Consider the following 22743-nt stretch of genomic DNA (forward strand, 5'->3'; position numbering starts at 1 on the left):
GAAAGGCGTTTGTGTGAGGCCCGGCCCCCGGATTCAAGCGACGATCGACCTCATCGAGGCGGTCGCTGACAGTTCGGATGTGACGGATCGGACAGTTGCACACTTTTTCCGGCGACGGCGCTATGCCGGCGCCAAAGACCGGGCCGCGATCACGGCGCTCTTCTATGCGATCGTTCGCCGCCGTGCCTGGCTGGAGTGGCGGCTGATCAATGTCGCCGCAGGGCAATTCGACGGAGCGCGGCCCATTGTACTGGCCCAATTGGCCGACGGTGGGATTCCCGACGGCGAACTCTCGGCGCTGTTCGACGGCACGGAACACGCGCCGGCGGCCCTCACGCTCGAGGAACTGTCGTTGGTGCAAGCGCTGCGGCGTCCGCCATCGGGAACGCCGCCGCCGCCGGTCGCTGGTAATTACCCAGGGTGGCTTCATGACTCGCTGGATCGACGGTTCGGGGCCAATCTATCGGCGGAGATGGCGGCGCTAAATGGACGGGCGCCGCTGGACCTGCGCGTCAATGTCCTCCGGACGGATCGCCAAACGGTCTTGGCGCGTCTCCAAGGGGAGGGATATGACGCCGAACTCACGAAGTATTCGCCCTGGGGCATTCGCCTGCCCGATTCCCCGCGCCTCGAAACCCATGCCTTGTACGGCGACGGGTTGATCGAAATTCAAGACGAAGGCTCGCAGATCGTCGCGGCACTGCTGGGCGCCCAGCCCGGCGAACGGGTTGTCGACTACTGCGCGGGCGGGGGAGGCAAGGCGTTGGCTTTAGCGGTCGCTATGGGCAACCGGGGTCGCGTGATTGCCTGCGATATTGGGCCCCAGCGACTAGGCGATCTGCCCGCACGCATTGCCCGCGCCGGAACCGATATCGTGATCACCCACATCCTCGGGGGCGCGCAGGACCACGATCTGACGGCCCGGCCGGTCGACCGCGTGTTGCTCGATGTTCCGTGTTCGGGGACTGGCACGTGGCGTCGTCAGCCCAACGAACGCTGGTCTCTATCCAGAGAAAAAATAAATAATTACAACAAGATACAATGCGATCTTCTAGTTAAAGGTTCGGCTCTTGTCGCGCCCGGCGGCACCCTGCTCTATGCCACTTGTTCGGTCTTGGTCGAGGAGGGGGAAGACCGTGTCGCGTCGTTTCTCGCGGCGTCGCCGGGGTTCGAAACGATCGACATCGCCACGGTGTGGATGGCTTGCGGGTTGGCGGGGGCTCCGCCTTGCCCGGGCCCCTTCCTCAAACTCAGTCCCCATGCGACTCAAACCGACGGGTTCTTCGCCGCCGTGCTACGCCGGAAGACGGCATGAAATATTTCGGCACCCCTGGTGTTTACCATGTAGCGAGGCCCGCATGCTGGCCGGGGCCGAAGGGCCGTCCGTTGGATGGTCCGCGGCGCCGACCGGAACCCCCTTCCAGGCATGCAACCCTCGAGAGGCCTGCCCTTCCAGGGCGGGCCTCTTTTCTGCGCTGGGCCGGGGACTGGATTCAACGAACCCCAAACGCTAGGTTCCGCCCCGATGAGCGATAAAGTTTTGATTGTCGATTTTGGTTCGCAACTCACCCAGCTCATCGCGCGCCGGGTGCGCGAAAGCGGCGTCTATTGCGAGATCGTCCCTTACCACAGCGCAGAAAAAGGGCTGGCAGATCTGGCACCGCGGGCTGTGATCCTGTCGGGCGGTCCCGCATCGGTAACCGGTGCGGATACCCCGCGGGCGCCCCAGGCGATTTTCGATTCGGGCCTGCCGGTGTTGGGCATCTGCTACGGCCAAATGACGATGGTGGACCAACTTGGCGGCAAGGTCGAAAGCTCTAACCACCGCGAGTTCGGCCGTGCCTTCGCCGAAATTACCGGCGACAGCACGCTGTTCGAGGGGGTTTGGGCGCGCGGCGAGCGTCATCAGGTGTGGATGAGCCACGGCGACCGCGTCATTCGCTTGCCCTACGGCTTTAAAGCTGTCGGCGTGAGCGAAGGGGCGCCCTACGCCGTTGTGGCTGACGACGCACGCCGCTACTACGGCCTGATGTTCCACCCCGAGGTGGTCCACACCCCCGACGGTGCGGCACTTCTTGCCAACTTTACGCACCGGGTCGCCGGGTGCTCGGGCGACTGGACCATGGCGGCGTTCCGCAAACAGGCGATTGACCGGATTCGCGAACAGGTCGGGACGGGTCGTGTGATCTGCGGCCTTTCCGGGGGCGTCGATTCCTCTGTAGTTGCGGTCCTGCTCCACGAAGCGATCGGGGATCAACTGACCTGCGTCTTCGTCGACCACGGACTTCTGCGCAAGGACGAGGCGCGAGAAGTCGTCTCGCTCTTCCGCGACCACTATAACATTTCCTTGGTCCACCGCGACGCAGGTGACCTGTTCCTCAACAAACTCGACGGCGTCTCGGATCCCGAAAAAAAGCGCAAAATCATCGGCGCAACATTCATCGACGTCTTCGACGAGGAGGCGAAGCGGGTTGGCGGCGCCGATTTTCTCGCCCAAGGGACCCTTTATCCGGACGTTATCGAATCGGTCTCGCCGCTCGGCGGACCCAGCGTTACCATCAAGTCCCATCACAATGTCGGCGGCTTGCCCGAACGCATGAAGATGGCGCTCGTCGAACCGTTGCGCGAGCTGTTCAAGGACGAGGTCCGCGATCTTGGCCGCGAGCTCGGACTGCCGGAAACCTTGGTCGGACGGCATCCGTTCCCGGGCCCAGGGCTTGCCATTCGTATTCCCGGCGAAATTACCGCCGAAAAGGCCGATATCCTGCGCGCCGCCGACGCCATCTACCTCGAAGAAATCCGCAAAGCGGGGCTCTACGACGCGATCTGGCAAGCCTTCGCGGTGCTCTTGCCGGTGCGTACCGTGGGCGTGATGGGCGATGACCGCACCTACGAGTTTGTCTGCGGTCTGCGCGCCGTCACCTCGACCGATGGGATGACCGCTGATTTCTATCACTTCGACTCAGAATTCCTCGGCCGGGTCGCGACCCGGATCATCAACGAAGTGAAGGGCATTAACCGCGTCGTTTACGATGTGACCTCCAAACCCCCCGGCACGATCGAGTGGGAGTAAGCCGATGCCGCCCAAACGCAATCCGCTCAAACTGAACAATCTGCAGCTCAAGACGCTGACCTTGCTCCAGACTATCGCCGAAATCCCCGACGCCGCCGCGAAGGACGAGGCCACCGGTAATACCGTGATCCGCTGGCTTCCCGAACCGCACGGCGATCACTTCCACATCGGCGACGCCGTGGTGATGTCGCGCGATGCGACCGGCTTGCATAACCCGGCCGTCTGGGTGGCGTTGGCGCGAAAAGGGCTGGCCGAGGGGACCTACCCCGGTTCTATGGCGGTTACCGCGGCGGGGCTGGCCTATGACACCGGTTTGGGCGACGCGATCCTGCACCGCACCGATCACTAGGCCGCGATGTGAAGTGGAGCGGCTAAGTTATTTAGAACAAGCGCTTTTTTCGGCACGCTGTCGGTTTGCTATGATCCGGGACGCGGGCTATTTTAGCGCGCCTTTCCCAGCGGCAATGGCCCCCTAGGAGACCTGTGTGTCCGATATTTTTCGCGAAGTTGACGAAGACCTGAGGCAAGAGCGCTACGCCAAGCTGTGGGCGCGCTTCGGGAAGTACGTCATCGCGGCGGTCGCGGTCGTCGTCTTGGTCGCGGCCATCGTGATCGCGTGGCAGAACATCACGGAAAGCCGTCGCCAAAGGGAAGGCGAAGAGTTCGCCGAAGCGCTTGCCTTGGCCCGCGCCGGGGCGACCGATCAGGCCGCGACGGCGTTCACCCGGTTGGCGGATAATTCAGGGTCGGGCTACCGCGCCCTGGCGCGGCTCCAGGCCGCGGCGGCGCTTATCAAAGCCGGGGAAATCGACGATGCCGTGGCGACCTACGATCAATTGGCGACAGACGGTTCGGTCGATAAAGTTCTTCGCGATCTCGGCGCGCTTCTCGCGGCAATGCACCGTTTCGACTATGCGAACAACGAAGAGATGTTACAGCGCCTCGCGCCGCTCGTCCTCGATAGCAACGCATGGCGCTACTCCGCGCGCGAAATGCAGGCCCTCGCGTACCATCGCGCAGGTGAGGTCGGCCAATCGCGCGGTTTGCTTCAGGCGTTGGCTGACGACCCCGATGCGCCCAACGGTATTCGGTCGCGTGCTGCCGAACTCCTAGGGGTGATCGGCGGGGAAGGGTAAGGCGATGCGCCCAAACGCGGTCACCGGAGTCGACCGCACCTTACGCGCGGCTGCGGTGGCATTGGGCCGGATCGGCATTTTGGTCGCCGCAACGGCGAGCCTTGCCGCGTGCAATATCTTCTCTCCTGCGCCACCGCCGCCGCTTCCAGGTGAGCGAATTTCCATCCTATCGTTGGAAAAGACCTTGGAGCCCGATCCCGGCATCCAAGACGTTCAGGTGCGTTTGCCGCGCCCCTTTGCAAACCCCGCGTGGACGCAAAGCGGCGGGAGTGCGACCAAGGCCATGCATCATTTGGCGATCGGCGAGGCGCCGAGCCGGCGTTGGCGTACCAGTATCGGTGCTGGGTCGACCCGTGAACGGCGACTGACCGCCTCGCCGGTGGTCTCCGGCGGCTTGATCTACACACTGGATGCCGCCGGGACGGTGTCGGCGTTCGACGCGGCATCCGGCGACCGGCGGTGGCGCTTCGACGTGGTGCCGCGTGGCGAAAACCGTGGCGCGCTCGGTGGCGGTCTTGCCGTGGCCGGGCAAACGCTTTTTGTCAGCACGGGATACGGCGAGGTGATCGCCCTCGCGGCCGATACCGGCGCCTCGATCTGGCGCTCTGCCCTCAAAGTGCCCCTCGCGAGTCCGCCCACCGTCACCGGGAGCCTCCTGTTCGTCGTAAGCCAGGACAATCAGACCTTCGGTTTGCGCGTCACCGACGGATCGCCGGTCTGGAACCACGTTGGGATCGCCGAGACCTCGGGGCTCGTGGGCGCTGGGAGTCCAGCGGTCGCAAATGGCATCGTCGTGGTGCCCTATTCGTCGGGCGAATTGGTAGCGCTGCGGGCCGACAACGGGTCGGTACTGTGGAGCGACACGCTGGCGCGCGGCGGCCCTACGACCGCCCTGGGTGAAATCACCGACATCAACGGCTATCCGCTGATCGATCGCGGCACGGTCTATGCCGTCGGGCATTCGGGCCGTATGGTCGCCAACGACCTGACCAGCGGGGCGCGGCTGTGGACGCAAGATATCAGCGGGTCGGGGAGCCCATGGATCGCCGGCGATTTTCTCTATTTGGTGACGTCCGAGAGTGAACTCATCGCCCTATCGCGTCAGGACGGCCGGATTCGCTGGGTCACCGAACTCCCGCGCTACGAGCGCCCGGACACGTTGCAGGATCCGATTGCCTGGGGCGGGCCGGTCCTCGGCAGCGACCGACTCATCATAGTGGCGTCTACCGGCGATGCCGTCGCGGTGTCGCCCTATACCGGGCGGATGCTGGGCAACCTGCGGCTGTCGGATTCGATGTATCTCCCGCCCGTATTGGCAGGGGAGTCGCTGTATTTCCTCACCGACGACGGCGCGCTGGTCGCCTACCGGTAACAATATGCCGTTCACCGTTGCGATTGTCGGCCGGCCCAATGTCGGCAAATCGACGCTGTTCAACCGATTGGCCGGTAAGCGCCTCGCCATTGTCGATGATTCGCCAGGGGTCACGCGCGATTGGCGCCGCGCCCCGGCCGAGATCGGCGGCATCGCGTTCGAGGCGATGGACACCGCGGGGCTCGATAACGCCGACAACCGGGCGCTCGAAGGTCGTATGCGCGATCAGACCCTCAAGGCCATTGAGCGGGCCGAGGTCGTTTTGTTCGTGATCGACGCGCGCGCCGGGGTTACCCCCTTGGATGAGCACTTCGCACAAATCGTGCGCGCCAGCGGCAGGCCTGTGATCCTGGTTGCCAACAAATGTGAAAGCAACGCGGCCCACCAAGGTCTCGCTGAAGCGTTCGGCCTCGGTTTGGGCGAACCCCTCGCGCTGTCCGCCGAACACGGCGAAGGGTTTAGCGACCTGATCGATGCGTTGATCGCCCACGGGGCGCCGCCGGCCTATGAGCGGGACGAGCCTGAGATCGAAGAAGAGATCGACGAAGACGAGGAAAGCGGCGCTGCCGAAGACGAGAACGTCGATATCCACCTCACGATCGTGGGCCGGCCCAATGTGGGTAAGTCGACGTTGGTCAACCGGCTGATCGGCGAGGAACGGGTTCTCACCGGTCCCGAGGCCGGGATCACGCGCGACTCGATCGAAGTCGATTGGTGGGTCGACGGCCAGCGAATCGTGCTGACCGATACCGCCGGTCAGCGGCGCCAAGCCCGGGTCGAAAACAAATTGGAACGGCTCGCCGTGGCCGACGCGAAACGCTCGGTCGATTTTTCCGAAGTCGTGCTGTTGGTTCTCGACGCGACCGAAGGATTGGATAAGCAGGATCTCACCATTGCCCGGCGTACGGTCGAAGAGGGGCGCGCCCTCCTGATCGCTCTCAACAAGTGGGATCTTCCAGCCGACCGCGAAGCGGCCCGGCGCCAGGTCGCGGACCGGTTGGAGCGATCGTTGCCGCAGGTCCGCGGATTACCCGTCGTCAATATCTCGGCGTTGACCGGGGAGGGGCTCAAGAACCTGTTGCCCGCGGTGCGCGGCGTGCATCGGCGGTGGAACCGACGGGTGCCGACGGCGGCGTTGAACCGCTGGCTTGGCGAGGCGACGGAGCGCCACCCGCCGCCCGCGGTCGGCGGGCGCAGAATCAAGCTGCGGTACGCGACCCAAACCAAGGCGCGGCCCCCGACATTCGTGGTGTTTTGCAGCCGATCCGACGATTTGCCGGAAAGTTACAGCCGCTTCCTCACCCACGATTTGCGCGAACGCTTCGATCTTGAAGGTGTCCCGGTGCGGTTGATTTGGCGCAAGGGCGACAATCCTTACGCCAACAAACGCCGCTAATCCCCGAGCGTAACGACCTCGCCGTTGCCGAGGTAGGACGGCTCAACCAGGTCCACGAATCGATCGGCGATGGCTTCGGGAAGCGGATGACGGGTCGCATCCTCGCCAGGGTAGGCCTGACGCCGCATGCCCGTTCGGACGCGTCCCGGGTCGATCAGGTTCGCGCGCACTTTGGTGTTGGCGAGTTCCGCCGCCCAGCCCCTCACCATGTTTTCCAGGCCAGCCTTACTGGCCGCGTAGGGGCCCCAGTAGGCACGCACCTCGCGCACCACGTTCGACGTCACGAACAAGGCCCGGCCCGCATCGGAAAGGCGCAGCATCGCATCGAAATCGCGGATCAGTCTCCAGTTGGCATTGAGGTTGATGTCGATGACCTCGGCCCAGGTCTTGGGCTCGTAGTGGCTCATCGGGCTGAGGGCGCCCAGGATCGCGGCGTTGCCCACCAAGATATCGAGCTTGCCGTGACGCTCGGCCAAAACCGCGGCGAGCCGGTCGATCCCGTCGAAATCCCGTAGGTCGAGCGGTACCAGACTAGCGGTGCCGCCGGCCGCGCGAATCTCGTCGTCGACCCGTTCCAGTCCGCCTTGGGTACGGGCGACCAAAACGACGTGCGCGCCTTCGCGGGCAAGACGTTTGGCAACCGCCGCGCCAATCCCGCGCGAGGCGCCAGTGACCAGCGCGATCCTATCTTGGAGCCGATCGCTCACGCCAGGTTATCGGCCGCGTTCTGCGAGCAGCGACAGCTGCGCGACGTTGTCGCCGCCGACATGGTCGACCAACGAAATCGGATAATCGCCGGTGAAGCACGCGTCGCAAAAAGTCGGTGCGCCCGGATCGCGCCGCGGTTCGCCCATGGCCCGGTACATGCCGTCGGCGGAGACGTAGGCGAGCGTATCTACGCCGATGAAGGCGCGCATCTCCTCCAGGTCGTGATTGGCGGCCAGCAGTTTCTCTCGGTCCGGCGTATCCACGCCGTAAAAGCACGAGTGGGTGGTGGGCGGCGAGGCGATGCGCATATGCACCTCCGTCGCGCCGGCCTGGCGCACCATCTCGACGATCTTGACCGACGTCGTGCCCCGGACGATCGAGTCGTCGACGAGAATGACCCGCTTGCCGTCCACCAGGGCGCGATTGGCATTGTGCTTGAGCTTCACGCCGAGGTGGCGGATTTGTTCGCCAGGTTCGATGAACGTGCGCCCGACATAGTGGTTGCGGATGATGCCAAGCTCGAAGGGAATGCCCGCCTGCAGCGCATATCCCATCGCCGCGGGAACGCCGGAATCGGGCACCGGGATCACGACATCCGCATCGACCGGCGATTCGATCGCGAGTTCCGAGCCGATACGTTTGCGCGAGTCGTAGACGCTGCGTCCTTCGACGACGCTATCGGGGCGCGCGAAATAGACGTACTCGAAGACGCAAAAGCGGCTGCGGGCGGCGGGGAAGGGGCGGATGCTGTGAATACCGGCAGCGTCGATCGTTACCAGTTCGCCCGGCTCGACGTCGCGGATGAACTTGGCCCCGATGATATCCAGCGCGCAGGATTCCGATGTCAGGATCGTCGCGCCGTCGATTTCGCCGATGATCAACGGGCGAACGCCCATCGGATCGCGTACCCCGATCAACATCCCGTCGCACAATGCGACCAGAGAGTAGGCGCCTTCGACCTGACGCAACGCGTCGACCAGACGGTCCACGACCTGATGATACCGGCTCGTGGCCATCAAATGGATGATCACTTCGGTGTCCATCGTCGACTGGAAGATGCACCCCTGCTGGACCAAACGCCGCCGCACGGTATGGCTATTGGTGAGATTCCCGTTATGGGCGACCGCGAGGCCGCCGAACGCGAACTCTGCGAACAGCGGCTGCACGTTGCGCAGGATCGTCTCGCCGGTGGTCGAATAGCGGTTGTGGCCGATTGCCGAATGACCGGGCAGACGGGCGATCACATCAGGCGAACTGAAATGCTCGCCCACGTGACCAAGGCCGCGTTCGGCGTGGAATTGCCGCGTGTCGTAGGAGACGATGCCGGCGGCTTCTTGTCCGCGATGCTGAAGGGCGTGAAGGCCGAGCGCGGTATGGGCCGCCGCGTCGTCGTGGCCGAAGATTCCGAAAACCCCGCATTCCTCATGAAATCTGTCGGAATCGAACGGGTGGCGCGGGAATGTTTTTGGCAGGTCGTCAGTCTTTTCGGTCATGTCGCCTGGCCTTGGTGCCCGCAGGGGCAGGGTGAGCGTCCCGCGTCGTCCTTATAGAGAGTCGCGTGCGCGATGTCATTGGGGGCGGACGCCGGGCCGTGCTGTCGGGTCTCTTCCAGCGGCGTGCCGGTGGGCGGGCGTAAGGTCGCTGGCGCGAGTTGGCGCAGAATTTCGCCGCTCGCTTTAATCATCGGCAAGGTCTTCGCTTCGCGGATTTCGCCGGGCAAGCGGTCCGCCGGGACAATGGCGGTGATCAACAACCACACCACCGCGAGTAACACGATGCCGCGCACAATTCCGAACAAGAATCCGAATGCCCGATCGAGGGGATGGGCGGACTTCCCGCGGACCAATCTGGCGACGCCGCGTAGAACCAAAGAAAATAACAGAAGCGAAACAACGAACAGCGCGATTCCGGTTCCCACATCGATCAGAATCTGGAGCGAGACGATATCGGCGAGGTGGCGCTGGGCGAGACTCTGGGCCGGCGAATAGAAAACCACGGTCACGATCGCCGCTCCGACCCACCCCGCAACCGCCAATGCTTCGGTGATGAACCCGCGGTAGAAGGCCAAGAACCCGGAGACCAGAATGAGTAGGACGACGACGACGTCTGCGACATTGAAAGGCAGCGATTCTATAAAAGACATCGTTAGGCGCTCCCCGACGCCGCGGCACCGTCGAAATCGAACAGGTCGACGACCTCGACCAAACGCTTCACTTCGGTGATCGCCATTTTACTGCCGTGCGTCGATCCGTGCGGCACGATCGCCCGGCTGAACCCGAGCTTTTCGGCTTCCTTCAGGCGTGGCCCGGCTTGATTGACGGCCCGAACTTCGCCGGACAAACCGATTTCTCCGAACACGACCGATCCCGGCGCGAGCGGAACCTGTGACAGGCTCGACACGAGCGCGGCGGCGACGGCGAGATCCGCTGCCGGTTCGTTGACCCGGAGCCCCCCGGCGACATTGAGATAGACGTCTCGGCCGACGAGGCTGAGGCCGCAGCGGGCCTCCAACACGGCCAGCACCATGGCCAAGCGCGCCGAATCCCAGCCTACGACCGCGCGCCGCGGCGTCCCGAGCGAGGACGGCGCGACCAGGGCCTCGATCTCGACCAGAACCGGCCGGGTTCCTTCGATACCGGCGAAAACCGCGGCGCCGCTGATGTCGTCGTCGCGGGTCGACAGAAAGAGGCTTGAGGGGTTGGCAACTTCCATCAGGCCGCGGTCGCTCATCTCGAACACCCCGATTTCGTCGGTCGGGCCGAAGCGGTTCTTGACCGCCCGCAGGATTCGAAAGTGATGGCTACGCTCGCCCTCGAAGTAGAGCACCGTGTCGACCATGTGTTCGAGCACGCGCGGCCCCGCGATTTGCCCGTCCTTGGTGACGTGACCTACCAGGAAAAGGATGACGCCGCGCCGTTTTGCGGCCTTGATCAATTCTTGGGCGCTGGCGCGGACCTGCGATACCGTTCCGGGCGCGCTATCGATGGTGTCGACAAACATGGTTTGAATCGAATCAATGACGATCGCCGTCGGCGGTTGGGGTTCATCGAAGATCGTCAGCACGTCGCGAACGTTCGTGGCGGTGCCGAGGCGCACGCCGTCGCCGGTGAGGCCCAAGCGATTCGCCCGGAGGCGCACCTGTTCGGCGGCTTCTTCGCCTGAAATATATACCGTGCCGCTGCCGGCAAGGGCACAGACAACCTGCAACAACAGCGTCGACTTGCCGATCCCCGGATCGCCACCAACTAGAATGGCCGAACCCGGTACCAATCCGCCCCCGGCAACGCGGTCGAGTTCGGCCAGTCCGGTTGCAATGCGCGCCTTGACCGGTTCTTGGCCGCGTAAGTCGACGAATTCGAGCACCTGGCCCTTGCTGCGGCCCAATCCACGCGGCGTGGACTGAGGCGCGGTTTCCTGCTGGATGGTGTTCCACTCGCCGCACGATTCGCAGTGGCCCGACCATTTGCGGTAACTGGCACCGCAGTCCTGGCAAACGAAGTGGGCGGCCGCTTTGGCCATCAACGGGTCGGAACGGGTGGGGAAGGGATCATGGACGCAGCACCTGCATCTTGATCGGCCCCTCGGCACGACCATTGATGAACTGATCGACGTAGTCGTTGCCGCTGTCGTCGAGCTGCGCCACGGGGCCGCTCCATATGATCCTGCCCTCGTGGATCATGGCGATCCGGTCGGCAATCTTCCTAGCGCTGGCGATATCGTGGGTGATCGACAGCGCCGTCGCGCCAAGGTCCTTCACGCTGCTGACGATCAAGTCGTTGATGACATCGGCCATGATCGGATCTAGCCCGGTGGTCGGTTCGTCGAAGAAGATGATCTCCGGGTCGGTCGCGATGGCCCGTGCGAGGCCGACGCGTTTTTGCATCCCACCCGACAATTCCGCCGGTTTGAGTTCGGCGACCTCGGGGGCGAGGCCGACTTGGGCGAGCTTCTTCAACGCGATTTCCCGCGCCTCGGCGCGCGCCATCCCTTTGCCCTGGATCAAGCCGAATGCCACGTTCTGCCAAACCCGCATACTGTCGAACAGCGCTCCGCCTTGAAACAGCATGCCGAATTTGCGCATAAGGCGATCGCGTTCGGCCGAGCCGGCGTGGACGCCTTCGGTGCCGTCGATGCGGATGCTGCCTTGGTCGGGCGTCAAAATGCCGAGGATGCATTTGAGCATGACGGATTTTCCGGTACCCGACCCGCCGATGATAACCACCGATTCGCCCTGGGCGATGTCTAGGTCGACCCCGCTCAGCACGCGTTTCGGCCCGAAACTCTTGTGAACGCCCTTAAGGCTGATCTTGGGTTCGGCTGCCATGCTAGTTCGTAAAGAATAGCCGGGTAAGGATCAGGTTCGCCGTCAGGATCAGGATCGACGCCGTGACCACCGCGTTGGTGGTTGCGGTGCCAACGCCTTCCGCGCCGCCCCGGCTCTGAAAACCGTGGTAGCACCCCATTAAGGTCACGATGAAGCCGAATACGCCGGCTTTGACCAAACCGGAAATGATGTCGATGTTCTCAAGGAAATCGACGGTGTTCTTCACGTAGGTCGCGGCGTTGAAGTTCAGCAGGTTCACGCTGATCACGAAGCCGCCGAAGATCCCGATGATGTCGCCCACCAAAACCAAGAACGGCACCATCAACGTGCCGGCAATCAAGCGGGGCGCAATTAAATACTTGAACGGATTGGTCGAGAGCGTTGTCAGCGCGTCGATTTGTTCGGTGACGCGCATCGTGCCGATCTCGGCCGCCATGGCCGCACCGACCCTGCCGGCCACCATCAGACCGCCCAGGACCGGGGCAAGTTCGCGGGCCATGCCGATGGCGACGACTTGGGCGACCGCACCCTCGGCGTTGAACCGCGCTGTACCCTCGAAAATCTGCAGCGCGAGCGCCATCCCGGTGAAAAGGGTCGTCAGCCCGACCACCGGCAACGAGAAGTAGCCGATGCTGATCATCTGTTGCAGCGTGATCACGGGGAAATAGGGCGGGCGAAACACATGGGAGACGGCCCGGCCGCCGAAAATCGCGAGCCGGCCCGAGGCCCTCAGGAACCCCAGGAACAGACGACCGATGTGGGCGAATAAATTGAGCAGGATCATCGGGGGGCATGACCACGCGGCCGCGGGTCGACCGCGCCGATATAGGTGCGTTGATAACGCTGCCCCAGATGCGTCAGGATTTCGTATGAAATCGTGCCCGCGGCGTCGGCGAGATCGTCGATATTTACGCCGTCGCCCAACAACGTGGCGTCGGTACCGGGCGGACAACGGGCTGCGGGCAAGGCGGTCACATCCAGGGTGATCAGATCCATCGAGACTCGTCCCACCACCGGCACCCGAACGCCATCGACGATGGCAAAACCAGAACTGCTCAATCCGCGCGGGTAACCGTCGGCGTACCCCACAGGCACTGTGGCGATTCGCGTCGGACCGACCGCGCGGTGCGTCGCACCATATCCAACGGTCTGAGGCAAGTCAATTTCACGAACTTGCAGAATTTTAGATTTTAAAACAACGGCTTCTGAGAACTGTCTCGTCCTGTTTATCAAAGGATCGGGGCCGTAAAGAGCGATCCCCGGGCGCACCATCTCGAGGTGGTAGGCAGTGTCGAGGACGGTGCCGGCCGAGTTGGCGAGGCTGCGTGCCACGCCGGGAAACCGTCCCGCGAGGGCTTGGAAATCGAGCAGCTGTTGGCGGTTCAACGGATGATCGGGTTCGTCCGCGCAGGCCAGATGACTCATGACGAGGCGCGGCACGATGCCCTCGAGCCTGTCCGGAGTTTCCGAAAGCGCGGTGAAGTCGGCTGGCGTCAGGCCGAGCCGCGACATCCCGGTGTCGACATGCAGAACGCCCGCGAGCGGGCGGCCGCTATCCCGTGCAAAGCGCTGCCAAATCCCCACCTGTTCGTTGGAATTGAGGACCGGTGTCAGCCATCCGTGGGCAAAATAGTCGACCGAGGAGAGGGTAGGGCCGCTCAGCACGAAAATCTCCGAAACGGCCCCCGGCGCTGCGTCCTCGAAGGTGTGGCGCAGAGCGAGCCCCTCGTCGACGGTCGCGACGAAGAAGTGCCGACATCCTTCGGCTTCGAGCTTAAGCCCGACGTGCGCCGCGCCCAGTCCGTAGGCATCGGCTTTGACGACCGCGGCACACACGGTGCCGGGGCCGAGCATGGCGCGGAGTTGCCGGTAGTTCGCGGCGATCGCGTCGAGATCGATAGTCAGGGTTGCGCCGGCGCGGGCCGCCACCGTCATGGCACTAATAGTGCTCCGGCAGCATCTCGGCTTCGGCGAGGTTGCTGAACTTGGTCACTTGGCCATTGAAGAGCAGCCGGACGGTTCCGGTTGGTCCGTGCCGGTGCTTACCGATGATGACTTCCGCGATGCCCTGAACCCGTTGCATCTTGTCCGACCATTCCTGGAATTCGGGTGCGCTGGGGTCGGGCCGGGTGCGGTCGTGATAGTACTCCTCGCGGAAGATGAACATCACAACGTCGGCGTCCTGCTCGATCGCGCCGGACTCGCGAAGGTCGGCCAATTGCGGTCGCTTGTCGTCGCGTTGCTCGACCTGACGGCTGAGCTGGGCAAGGGCGACCACGGGGATATCGAGCTCTTTGGCAATCGCTTTGAGGCCCTGGGTTATTTCGGACACCTCTTGGACGCGGTTGCTCTCGCGCCCCGCCGAGGCGGGCCGCACCAGTTGGAGGTAATCGACGATAATCATGCCGATGTCGTGTTGGCGCTTCAGCCGCCGCGCGCGCGCGCGCAACGTAGCGATGCTGATCGCGGGCGTATCGTCGATGAAGAACTTGCAGTCCTCGATGCGCTGGGCGGCTTGGGCGATGCGGATGAAATCGTCGCTGGTGAACTGTCCGCGCCGTAGTTTTTCGGTCGGGATATTGGTTTCCTCGGCGAGCATGCGGCTCGCGAGCTGTTCGGCCGACATTTCGAGCGAGAAGAACGCTATCGCCGCGCCGTCGTCGTTGTCATGCCCATCCTTTTCCAGGTGGGCTTTGGCCGCGCTGAACCCGATATTGGCCGCGAGCGCCGATTTTCCCATGCCCGGTCGTCCGGCCAGGATAATAAGGTCCGACCGGTGCAAGCCGCCAAGGCGGGAATCCAAGTCGCGCAGACCGGTCGTTACCCCGGTCAAATGCCCGTCGCGTTTCAGCGCGGCTTCGGCGTTCTGGACGGCTTCGGCAAGTGCGGCGCTGAAGGCCTTGAAGCCACCCTCGTAACGGCCTTTTTCGGCGAGGTTGTAGAGCCGTTGTTCGGCCGCTTCGATCTGCAGTTCGGACTCGGCGTCGACCGTGGGGTCGTACGCCGTATTGACCATGTCTTCGCCGATCCGGATGAGTTGACGTCGCTGGGAGAGGTCGTGGATCACCCGCCCGTAGTCCTCGGAATTGATGATCGTCACGGCGGCGTTGGCAAGGCGGCGCAAATAGTCGGCGCCGCCGATATCGGCAAGGGCTTCGTCGCGCTCGAAGAGCGCTCGCAAGGTGGTCGGATTGGCGATCTGTCCGCGATCGATCAACCGCAGTGCGGATTCGTAAATCCGGGCGTGGACCGGTTCGAAATAGTCGTCGGGCGATAGAAAGCTACCGACCTGCGCCGCGATATCGTTATTAACCAAAATAGCACCGAGGAGAGCCTGTTCGGCTTCAAGGTTGCTCGGTGAGCTGCGGAAACTTTGAATGTCGTCGCGTGAGGGAAGGGCGCTGACGTTATTCGGTAGATCGCTCATGGTGCCCCGTTCGTTGGTGGGGCAATCTACACCGCATGGCCGCTCGGCAACACCGGCGCCGGCGGAATGCTAGCGGGGATCATGGGGATAAATCGCGATCAGGTCGCGATGGCCGCGTGGTGGGCTTCCCATTCTTGGATATAGTCGCGCGTTAGCGGCACGGCGTCCTGGCGACGCGACAACTGAATCTGAAAGTTGAGTTGCCCGCCATAACGGAATGCCGCTTCGCACCCGGCAAGGTAGAAGTCCCACATGCGACAGAACCGCTCGTCGTAAATCGCGCGTACCTTGTCGCGGTTGGAGTTAAAGCGCCGACGCCAATCGCGCAACGTCGTCGCATAGTGCAGGCGCAGGACTTCGATGTCGGTGATGTAGAGTCCGACACGCTCGATGACCGGGACGATTTCAGACAGAGCCGGGGTGTATCCCCCCGGGAAAATGTACTTTGCAAGCCACGGGTTCGTCGCGCCGGGCCCGTCGGCGCGACCGATCGTATGCAAAAGTGCGACGCCGTCGTCGGTCAACAGGGCCCGAATCTTGCCGAAGAATTCCTCGAAATGGCCGACGCCGACATGTTCGAACATGCCGACCGACACGATCCGGTCGTAGCGCTGATGTTCTTCGCGGTAGTCCTGCAGCTTGAAGCGCACGCGGTCTGCAAGACCGCGATCCGCGGCGCGCTGTTGGGAAACTTTGTGTTGCTCCACCGACAACGTAACGCCGGTGACGTCCGCACCGGAGGTCTGCGACAGGTAGAGTCCTAAACCGCCCCAGCCCGATCCGATGTCGAGAACCTTGTGTTCCGGTTCGAGTAGGAGTTTCGCGGCGATATGGCGTTTCTTGTGATCTTGCGCTTGCTCGAGGGTTTCGTTGCCAGTTGCGTAATAGGCGCACGAGTATTGCCGGTCGTTCTCTAGGAACAGGTCGTAGAGGGTATCCGAGAGGTCGTAGTGATGGGCGACGTTGCGCTGGGCTTTGCCGACGGGATTGTATTGGGCGATACCACGACCCCAGCGGCGAAGTCGGCCTTGCATACGCTGCACCCAATGGTCGCCCGGGCCCCAGCCCAGATTCATCAGACACAGTTCGAGGAAGTCGTAGACATCGCCGTTCTCGACGGTGAGCTTGCCGTCCATGAAGGCTTCGCCCACGACGAGGTTGGGATTCATCGCCAAACGCCGTTCCGTCGCGCGGTCGACGATTTTGATCGCGACCTCGGGGCCGCTTTCAGGCCCCGTGAAGGTGGCTTGGCGGCCGCTGGCGAAGGTCACGCGGAGCGTCCCGCGTCGGATGAGATGCCGGAGCAGTTGATCCAGGACCATGGCGCTAGGCGCGGCTACGACCGGTTAAACGCCGCAGCCGCCGAGAATGTGCCCCCAAGGAGACACCCTCACGCGTCCTGCGTTGACTCCTCGCCGGCCCCGTAGTTGGGCGCGGAGGGAGCGTCGGAGTCGTTGTATTCATCGTCAGCCGAGTCCTCGCGGGCGCGCGCCGCAAGTTCTTCCGATTCGAAGAAGGCTTCGGCTGCATTGACCGGCGTGCCGGCGGCCTGGGCGGTGGCTTCGTCGGCAGAACGGGCGACGTTGATCGTCACCTCGACCGATACCTCCGGGTGGAGCCGGATTGGAGCTGCCGACAGACCGAGATGCTTGATCGTTGCCTGCAGTTGGACCTGGTGGCGGTCTAGGGTGAAACCCGCTTCGGTGACGGCCTGGGCGATATCGCGGCTGTTGACCGATCCGTAGAGTTGGCCGCTTTCGCTGGCTTGGCGAAGAATGACAACCGACAGGCCGTCCATCTTGGCGGCGACCGCTTCGGCTTCCTTTTTCTGCTCGAGATTATTCGTTTCGAGCTGGGCCTTTTGGGCCTCGAACAATTTCCGGTTTTCCGCCGTCGAGCGAAGCGCCTTGTTCTTCGGCAAGAGGTAGTTGCGCGCGAAGCCGGGTTTGACCCGGACCACGTCGCCCATTTGGCCGAGCTTCTCGACGCGCTCTAGCAATATGACTTCCATCGTCTTCTCCTCGACCCGTGCTTAATCGAGCACGTATGGCATGAGTGCCAGGAACCGGGCGCGTTTGATTGCCCGCGCAAGTTCACGCTGCTTCTTGGCCGAAACAGCCGTGATGCGGGACGGAACGATCTTGCCCCGTTCCGACGTGAACCGTTGGAGCAACTTAACGTCTTTGTAGTCGATCTTCGGCGCCGTATCGCTTGAGAACGGGCAGGATTTGCGGCGGCGGAAAAACGGGCGAGGACGCGTACTCATGCGCTGTCTCCCTCTTGGGTCGTTTCTTTGTCTGCACTTGGTTTGTCATTGCCGGACTTGTCGCTATCTGAAGAGCGCGAGTCGCTGCTGTCGCCGTAGCTGCGGGTGCGCTCGCCTCGGAACTTCATAACCGCCGACGGTCCCTCTTCGAGTTCGTCGACGCGCAGCGTCATGTGGCGGATGACGTCCTCGTTCAATTGCATGTTGCGTTCCATTTCCAGGACCGCGGGCGCCGGTGCGTCGAGGTTGAACATGACGTAGTGGCCTTTGCGGTTCTTCTTGATTTTGAAGGCCATGGTGCGCAAGCCCCAGAACTCGGTCTTTTCGACCTTTCCGCCGCCACTTTCGAGGATCTCTTTGAAACGTGCGGCAAGTTCTTCAACTTGCTGATTCGATACGTCCTGTCGGACGATAAAGACGTTTTCGTATAACGCCATCCGTATCTCCTTACGGTTGTTGCGCTCGGGAGCCGACGGGCCAATCCGAGCATGAGCCGGGTCTCACCCCGGCAAGGAGTATGTGAGCCGCGGGAATATACAGCTTTTCCGGTCGCTCGCAAGGCGTGGCTTGACACGTCGCGTCCAAAGGTGCGACTCGGGCGCTGGATCGGTCAAGAGGGGTGCGGCATGGCGACGGCGTTTGTTTTCCCGGGGCAGGGTTCCCAGGCTGTGGGTATGGGAAAAGATCTGGCCGACGCCCTTCCTGAGGCCCGCGAGGTCTTCGAAGAAGTCGACGAGGCGTTGAATTTCAAGCTCAGCCGCTTGATGTGGGAAGGCCCGCCCGAGGATCTCATGCTGACCGAACACGCCCAGCCCGCCCTGATGGCGGTTTCGGTCGCGGCGGTCAGGGCAATCCGCAAAGGCGGCTACGATATCGCCGCGAAACTGGACTATGTCGCAGGTCACTCGCTAGGCGAATACTCGGCCCTCACCGCGACCGGCGCCCTGTCGCTCACGGATTCAGCGCGCCTATTGCGGCGGCGCGGACAGGCCATGCAGCAAGCCGTACCGGTGGGCGAGGGGGCGATGGCGGCCCTGCTCGGCGCCGACCTCGATCTTGCGCTCGAAATCGTTGCGGAAGCCGCCGACGGCGACGTTTGCCAAGTCGCCAACGACAACGGTGGCGGTCAGGTTGTCATCAGCGGTGCGCGTGCCGCCGTCGACCGCGCCATTGCGATCGCCAAGGACAAGGGCGTGAAGCGGGCGATGGCGTTGCCCGTGTCGGCGCCTTTCCACTGTGCCCTGATGCAGCCCGCCGCCGACGCCATGGCGGAAGCCTTGGGCGAAGTGTCTGTCGCCGATCCCTGCGTCGCGCTGGTTGCAAACGTCACGGCGGACGAGGTCGTCGATGCAGCCGACATCCCGGGGTTGCTCGTCGACCAGGTCACCAAGATGGTGCGCTGGCGCGAAAGCGTCCTATTCATGCGCGACAAGGGCGTCGACCGGTTGGTCGAGGTCGGGGCCGGAAAGGTCTTGGCGGGATTGGCAAAACGCATCGACCGGGATATTTCGGCCCAATCGATCGGCTCGCCCCAGGATATCGACGACTTCTTTAAATCGCTTTAGTGGAGCCCCTATGTTCGATCTGACAGGCAAGAGGGCGTTGGTTACCGGCGCATCGGGCGCAATTGGCGGCGCGATTGCGCGATCGCTCCACGCCGCCGGCGCATCGGTTGCCCTTTCGGGGACCCGCCAAGAGGCGCTCTCGGCGCTGGCCGCCGAACTGGGGGAGCGTGCGGCGGTTTTCGTCGCTGACCTCTCCGATAGTGCCGCGGTTGAAGCGTTGATGAAGGCCATGATCGAAGCCCAGGGCGGGATCGATATCCTCGTCAACAACGCCGGTCTCACGCGGGACAATCTGGCGATGCGGATGAAGGACGAAGAGTGGCAAACCGTGCTCGACGTCAATCTGACGGCTGCGTTTCGTCTGTCCCGGGCGGCCCTTCGTCCCATGATGAAGCAGCGCTGGGGCCGGATCGTCGGCATTACCTCGATCGTGGGCGTCACCGGCAATCCAGGTCAGGTCAACTATGCCGCAGCGAAGGCCGGGATGATCGGCATGTCCAAGGCCCTGGCCCAGGAGGTCGCGTCGCGGGGGATCACGGTGAACTGCATTGCCCCGGGCTTCGTCCAGTCGCCGATGACCGACGCCTTGAGCGAGGACCAGCGCACGAAATTGGCGGCGGCCATTCCGGCGGGCCGTTTCGGGACCACCGAGGATATCGCCGCCTCGGCGGTCTATCTGGCGAGCGACGAGGCTGCCTACATGACCGGTCAGACGCTCCACATTAATGGCGGCATGGCGATGATTTAGGGCGCAAAACATGGCCTCGCGGGCCGCTAGTCATCCCATCTAAAGTATGTTACGAACCCTTCGCAGTAGGGCCTTAACAGCTGCGTTTTGGTCGTTACAATGGCTACAGATTGTCGGGAAACCGTCCACCGCCGGACCAATACGTCGGCGCAATCCAGGGGAATACGTGAATGAGTGATATCGCCGACCGTGTGAAGAAAATCGTCATCGAACACCTGGGCGTTGACGAAGAAAAAGTCACAGATTCGGCCAGCTTTATCGACGATCTCGGGGCCGATAGCCTCGACACAGTTGAGCTTGTGATGGCCTTCGAAGAGGAATTTGGTTGCGAGATTCCCGACGATGCGGCCGAAAAGATCGTCACGGTAAAGGACGCGGTTGCGTTCCTGCAGTCGGCCGAGTCCTGATCGTAAAGACGCAACCCGGAAGCGGGAGCGTGAATCTTGGAACTTAGACGTGTCGTCGTTACCGGGCTTGGATTGGTCACACCGATCGGGACCGGGGTCGAACTAACCTGGAAACGCCTCCTGGAAGGCCATTCGGGCATTACGCCCATTCAGAAGTTCGATGTTTCCGACCTGCCTGCAAAAATCGCGGCCCAGGTCGTGCCAGGCGACGGCGAGGGCGAGTTCAATTTCGACGACTGGGTGTCGCCCAAAGAACGCCGCAAAATGGCGGATTTCATCATTTTTGGGTTGGCGGCGGCGCAGCAGGCGATCGACGACGCCAACTGGCATCCCGAAGGCGAAGAAGAACGCTGCCGTACCGGTGTCTTGATCGGCTCAGGCATCGGCGGCCTCCAGGAAATCGTCGAAGGTGCCAAGACGCTGGACGAACGCGGTCCGCGTCGTCTCAGCCCGTTCTTCATCCCGATGGCGTTGATCAACCTGGTCTCGGGTCACACCTCCATCCGGTTCGGCTTCAAGGGGCCCAACCACGCTGTCGTTACAGCGTGCTCGACGGGCGCCCACGCCATTGGCGACGCCGCCCGTTTCATCAGCATGGACGATGCCGACGTCATGGTTGCGGGCGGCACGGAATCGGCAATATGCCGTCTTGGGATGGCCGGATTCGCAGCAGCGCGCGCGCTATCGACGGATTTCAACGACACGCCGACGAAGGCGTCGCGGCCTTGGGACAAGGACCGCGACGGATTTGTCATGGGCGAGGGGGCCGGCGTGGTGGTTCTCGAAGAACTCGAACATGCCAAGGCGCGCGGCGCTAAGATTTATGCCGAGGTTGTCGGCTACGGCCTGTCGGGCGATGCACACCACATCACGGCACCGGCCGAAGACGGCGGCGGTGCTTTCCGGGCCATGCAAATGGCGATGAAGCGGGCAGCACTGGCGCCTAAGGACATCGACTACATCAACGCCCACGGGACCTCGACGCCGCTTGGCGATGAGATCGAGATCCAGGCGGTGAAACGTCTGTTCGGCGACGCCGCCTACGATTTGTCCATGTCGTCGACGAAATCGGCGGTCGGTCACCTGCTCGGTGCCGCCGGTTCGGTCGAGGCGATTTTTAGTATCCTCGCGATGCGCGACGGGGTGGTACCGCCGACCCTGAATCTGGATAACCCGAGTGAAGGGTGCGATCTCGACTTGGTGCCGCACACGGCGAAGAAAAGAGAGATCAGGGCGACGCTGTCGAACTCCTTCGGGTTTGGCGGAACGAACGCGTCGTTGATTTTCGCCCGACCGCAGTAACGCGACGGCCATGAGCCGCAAGACGATCCGCGCACTCACACTGATGCTGGTCGTAGCGGTGACCGCCGCAGCTGGCATGTTGGTTTGGGGCGCTTCGATTTTCGATGCGGATGGCCCCGCCATCGAAGACACCACGATCGTCTTGCCGCGCGGATCGTCGGTCGCCCAGATCGCCCGTTCGCTTGAAACCCATGGCATTCTCGAACAACCCGATTTGTTTCGCTTGGTCGTCCGCGCCACCGGCCAGAGCAAATCCCTGCGCGCCGGCGAGTACCTTGTGCCGGCGGCCAGTTCGATGCGGGCTGTCTTGGCGCTCCTGATTAGCGGCGAGACGGTTGTTCGCCGCTTTACCCTTCCCGAGGGAGTCACCACTGTCGATGCGCTCGCCCTGATTTCTACTGCCGAAGGGCTGGAGGGGGCGCCGCCTATCGGCGTTGGGGAAGGCGGCTTGTTGCCGGAGACCTACCACTACGCCTACGGCGACGCCCGGGCGGAGGTTGTCGCGCGGATGCAGCGGGCCATGGCGACGTTGATTGAAGAACTGTGGCCAGTGCGTGCGGCTAATCTGCCCTTCGACAGCCCCGCCGAAGCGATCGTCCTTGCGTCGATCGTTGAAAAGGAAACGGGTGTCGCCGAAGAACGGGCTCTCGTCGCCGGCGTTTTTGTCAATCGTTTGCGCCGCGGTATGCGTTTGCAATCCGACCCGACCGTGGTTTACGCGCTGACCCTGGGGAAAGGCGCTCTGGGGCGCCGGTTGACGCGCGACGACCTTGCCGTCGACTCGCCGTTCAACACCTACCGGGTTGCCGGTTTACCACCTGCACCCATTGCAAACCCCGGCCGCGCCGCGCTCGAAGCGGTTCTCAATCCGACCGAGACCGAGAATCTTTTCTTCGTCGCCGACGGAACCGGCGGTCATGTCTTTGCCCGGACGTTGGAGGAGCATCGTCGGAACGTTCGTCGGTGGCGTCAAATCCGCGCCGAGCAGAACTGAATCCTTGTTGGCATCCATGGCGGAC

23 protein-coding genes are annotated in these 22743 nt (G+C 63.0%); 11 read left to right on the forward strand and 12 right to left on the reverse strand.

What is annotated here, in order from left to right:
- Positions 1–13 precede the first annotated feature (13 nt).
- The 6 genes from RID42_12160 to der all read left to right on the forward strand — a co-directional run bounded on the left by RID42_12160 (position 14) and on the right by der (position 6977).
- Positions 14–1315 carry an RsmB/NOP family class I SAM-dependent RNA methyltransferase gene (locus RID42_12160; protein MEQ8248422.1) on the forward strand — a complete coding sequence of 434 codons (1302 nt, stop codon included), beginning with the start codon at positions 14–16 and terminating at the stop codon, positions 1313–1315.
- Between the two features lie 210 nt (positions 1316–1525).
- Positions 1526–3073 carry a glutamine-hydrolyzing GMP synthase gene (gene guaA, locus RID42_12165; GenBank protein MEQ8248423.1) on the forward strand — a complete coding sequence of 516 codons (1548 nt, stop codon included), beginning with the start codon at positions 1526–1528 and terminating at the stop codon, positions 3071–3073.
- 4 nt (positions 3074–3077) lie between these two features.
- On the forward strand, positions 3078–3422 hold the full coding sequence (locus tag RID42_12170; protein ID MEQ8248424.1) for a hypothetical protein: 345 nt from the start codon (positions 3078–3080) through the stop codon (positions 3420–3422).
- Between the two features lie 136 nt (positions 3423–3558).
- Positions 3559–4209, forward strand: coding sequence for a tetratricopeptide repeat protein (locus tag RID42_12175; protein MEQ8248425.1), 651 nt, complete (start codon positions 3559–3561; stop codon positions 4207–4209).
- A 4-nt stretch (positions 4210–4213) separates the two neighbouring features.
- Positions 4214–5581 (forward strand): PQQ-binding-like beta-propeller repeat protein, encoded by a 1368-nt coding sequence (locus tag RID42_12180; GenBank protein ID MEQ8248426.1) that lies wholly within the window; start codon positions 4214–4216, stop codon positions 5579–5581.
- A 4-nt stretch (positions 5582–5585) separates the two neighbouring features.
- The gene (der, locus tag RID42_12185; GenBank protein ID MEQ8248427.1) at positions 5586–6977 is read left to right on the forward strand and encodes a ribosome biogenesis GTPase Der; all 1392 of its coding nucleotides are present in this window, start codon (positions 5586–5588) and stop codon (positions 6975–6977) included.
- Here der and RID42_12190 read toward each other — a convergent pair.
- From RID42_12190 to rpsF, 12 genes are all read right to left on the reverse strand, one after another.
- A complete protein-coding gene (locus RID42_12190) occupies positions 6974–7684 on the reverse strand; it encodes an SDR family NAD(P)-dependent oxidoreductase (protein MEQ8248428.1) in 711 nt (236 codons plus the stop codon). The two genes, der and RID42_12190, sit on opposite strands and share 4 nt — an antisense overlap.
- Before the next feature lie 6 nt (positions 7685–7690).
- On the reverse strand, positions 7691–9178 hold the full coding sequence (gene purF, locus RID42_12195; protein ID MEQ8248429.1) for an amidophosphoribosyltransferase: 1488 nt from the start codon (positions 9176–9178) through the stop codon (positions 7691–7693).
- A complete protein-coding gene (locus tag RID42_12200; GenBank protein MEQ8248430.1) occupies positions 9175–9828 on the reverse strand; it encodes a CvpA family protein in 654 nt (217 codons plus the stop codon). The genes purF and RID42_12200 overlap by 4 nt, the downstream gene beginning before the upstream one ends.
- Before the next feature lie 2 nt (positions 9829–9830).
- A complete protein-coding gene (gene radA, locus RID42_12205) occupies positions 9831–11204 on the reverse strand; it encodes a DNA repair protein RadA (protein ID MEQ8248431.1) in 1374 nt (457 codons plus the stop codon).
- Positions 11205–11232: 28 nt separating this feature from the next.
- Positions 11233–12009: an ATP-binding cassette domain-containing protein gene (locus RID42_12210; protein MEQ8248432.1), complete on the reverse strand. Its 777-nt coding sequence runs from the start codon at positions 12007–12009 to the stop codon at positions 11233–11235.
- 1 nt (position 12010) lies between these two features.
- Positions 12011–12793 (reverse strand): ABC transporter permease, encoded by a 783-nt coding sequence (locus RID42_12215; protein MEQ8248433.1) that lies wholly within the window; start codon positions 12791–12793, stop codon positions 12011–12013.
- A complete protein-coding gene (alr, locus tag RID42_12220; protein ID MEQ8248434.1) occupies positions 12790–13944 on the reverse strand; it encodes an alanine racemase in 1155 nt (384 codons plus the stop codon). The genes RID42_12215 and alr overlap by 4 nt, the downstream gene beginning before the upstream one ends.
- Before the next feature lie 4 nt (positions 13945–13948).
- On the reverse strand, positions 13949–15436 hold the full coding sequence (locus RID42_12225; protein MEQ8248435.1) for a replicative DNA helicase: 1488 nt from the start codon (positions 15434–15436) through the stop codon (positions 13949–13951).
- Positions 15437–15534: 98 nt separating this feature from the next.
- Positions 15535–16707, reverse strand: coding sequence for a cyclopropane-fatty-acyl-phospholipid synthase family protein (locus RID42_12230; GenBank protein MEQ8248436.1), 1173 nt, complete (start codon positions 16705–16707; stop codon positions 15535–15537).
- 119 nt (positions 16708–16826) lie between these two features.
- Positions 16827–17447, reverse strand: a complete 621-nt coding sequence (gene rplI / locus RID42_12235; protein MEQ8248437.1) for a 50S ribosomal protein L9 — start codon at positions 17445–17447, stop codon at positions 16827–16829.
- 21 nt (positions 17448–17468) lie between these two features.
- The gene (rpsR, locus tag RID42_12240) at positions 17469–17702 is read right to left on the reverse strand and encodes a 30S ribosomal protein S18 (GenBank protein ID MEQ8248438.1); all 234 of its coding nucleotides are present in this window, start codon (positions 17700–17702) and stop codon (positions 17469–17471) included.
- Positions 17699–18139, reverse strand: a complete 441-nt coding sequence (gene rpsF, locus RID42_12245; GenBank protein ID MEQ8248439.1) for a 30S ribosomal protein S6 — start codon at positions 18137–18139, stop codon at positions 17699–17701. Before rpsF ends, rpsR begins: the two co-directional genes overlap by 4 nt.
- A gap of 189 nt (positions 18140–18328) precedes the next feature.
- Here rpsF and fabD point away from each other — a divergent pair, with 189 nt between their 5' ends.
- From fabD to mltG, 5 genes are all read left to right on the forward strand, one after another.
- Positions 18329–19267 carry an ACP S-malonyltransferase gene (gene fabD, locus RID42_12250; protein ID MEQ8248440.1) on the forward strand — a complete coding sequence of 313 codons (939 nt, stop codon included), beginning with the start codon at positions 18329–18331 and terminating at the stop codon, positions 19265–19267.
- 10 nt (positions 19268–19277) lie between these two features.
- A complete protein-coding gene (gene fabG, locus RID42_12255; GenBank protein ID MEQ8248441.1) occupies positions 19278–20015 on the forward strand; it encodes a 3-oxoacyl-[acyl-carrier-protein] reductase in 738 nt (245 codons plus the stop codon).
- Between the two features lie 170 nt (positions 20016–20185).
- Positions 20186–20422 (forward strand): acyl carrier protein, encoded by a 237-nt coding sequence (locus RID42_12260; protein MEQ8248442.1) that lies wholly within the window; start codon positions 20186–20188, stop codon positions 20420–20422.
- 36 nt (positions 20423–20458) lie between these two features.
- Positions 20459–21724 carry a beta-ketoacyl-ACP synthase II gene (gene fabF, locus RID42_12265; GenBank protein ID MEQ8248443.1) on the forward strand — a complete coding sequence of 422 codons (1266 nt, stop codon included), beginning with the start codon at positions 20459–20461 and terminating at the stop codon, positions 21722–21724.
- 10 nt (positions 21725–21734) lie between these two features.
- Complete coding sequence (gene mltG, locus RID42_12270) at positions 21735–22718, forward strand: endolytic transglycosylase MltG (GenBank protein MEQ8248444.1); 984 nt, start codon at positions 21735–21737, stop codon at positions 22716–22718.
- The last annotated feature ends 25 nt before the right edge of the window (positions 22719–22743 follow it).

This window comes from Alphaproteobacteria bacterium (genome assembly GCA_040216735.1).
Classification (GTDB): domain Bacteria; phylum Pseudomonadota; class Alphaproteobacteria; order SHVP01; family SHVP01; genus CALJDF01.